The sequence below is a fragment of the Bacteroides intestinalis genome (genome assembly GCF_003464595.1).
GTDB lineage: Bacteria > Bacteroidota > Bacteroidia > Bacteroidales > Bacteroidaceae > Bacteroides > Bacteroides intestinalis_A.
On record NZ_QRZF01000060.1, the window covers coordinates 1 to 1,100 of the forward strand.

Here is a 1,100-nt window from a genome sequence, read left to right on the forward strand (position 1 = left end):
AATTTCATATTCATGTTCATTTTATATATATTGCACGATGAAATTATATAAATTATTTAGGAATGAATAGAAATGAAGTTACTTTACAGAAGATGTTCTCAATAATAATTGAGGAACTTCGCGAAAACAGCCGATGGGGAACTGCGCATATCTATCAGGCTACGTCAAATGCCTTTTCTGCATTTGTAAACAATCAAGAACTGCCCTTACGCAAATTAAATTCCGCAATACTGAAGCGGTTTGAGAACCATCTGAGGCAGCGGAACTGTAGTTGGAATACGGTTTCTACCTACATAAAAACAATACGTTCTGTCTACCACCGGGCCGTTGATATGAAATGTGCCCGGTATATACCAAGGTTGTTTGAACACGTATATACGGGAACGCGTGCGGATAGAAAGAAATCATTGGAAACATCGGATATAAGCTACCTGGTTCGTCAAACGGAAATGAGTATACAAGAGACAAATTATTTATCTCAAAATCAGCAGACAAAGGTATTTTTCGTTCTTATGTTTATGCTGCGTGGCATTCCGTTTGTCGACCTTGCCTACCTGCACAAGAGAGATCTGCAGGGCAATGTATTGTCTTACCGTCGTCGTAAAACAGGACGGGCTTTGACGGTGATGCTTACCCCTGAAGTAATGCAGTTGGTGCGTCTGGTAGCTGATAGGAATATGGATTCACCTTATCTGTTCCCTATTCTACAGAGTGAGGAAGGTTCAGAGGCTGCATACCGGGAATACCAGTCTGCTCTGAGAGGCTTTAACCGGCGCTTGTCTACTCTAAAACAATCTATTGGAATGAAGTCTGCTCTTAGCACTTATGCTGCCCGACATACCTGGGCTACAATGGCTTATCACTGTGAAATTCATCCCGGAATCATCTCGGAAGCAATGGGACATTCGTCCATTGCAGTTACAGAAACTTATCTGAAGCCTTTTAGTAATAAGAAGATAGATGAAGCTAATCGGATAGTAATTTCTTTTGTAAAAAGTGGCGGATATTTAGTATAAAAGGTGTAATTCCTCTTTATAATATAGCTTAGTATTGTCACATAATATTTAGTTTCTTCAAGGAGTGCTTTGAGGAAGGGAAAG

1 protein-coding gene is annotated in these 1,100 nt (G+C 40.0%); it reads left to right on the top strand.

Features of this window, described 5'->3' with window-relative positions; genetic code table 11:
- Positions 1–62: 62 nt before the first annotated feature.
- Complete coding sequence (locus DWW10_RS25815) at positions 63–1,016, top strand: tyrosine-type recombinase/integrase (protein ID WP_007667038.1); 954 nt, start codon at positions 63–65, stop codon at positions 1,014–1,016.
- Positions 1,017–1,100: the final 84 nt, after the last annotated feature.

Coding starts and splice junctions, on each gene's coding strand:
- DWW10_RS25815 (WP_007667038.1), top strand. CDS start 63: ATGAATAGAAATGAAGTTACTTTACAGAAGATGTTCTCAATAATAATT.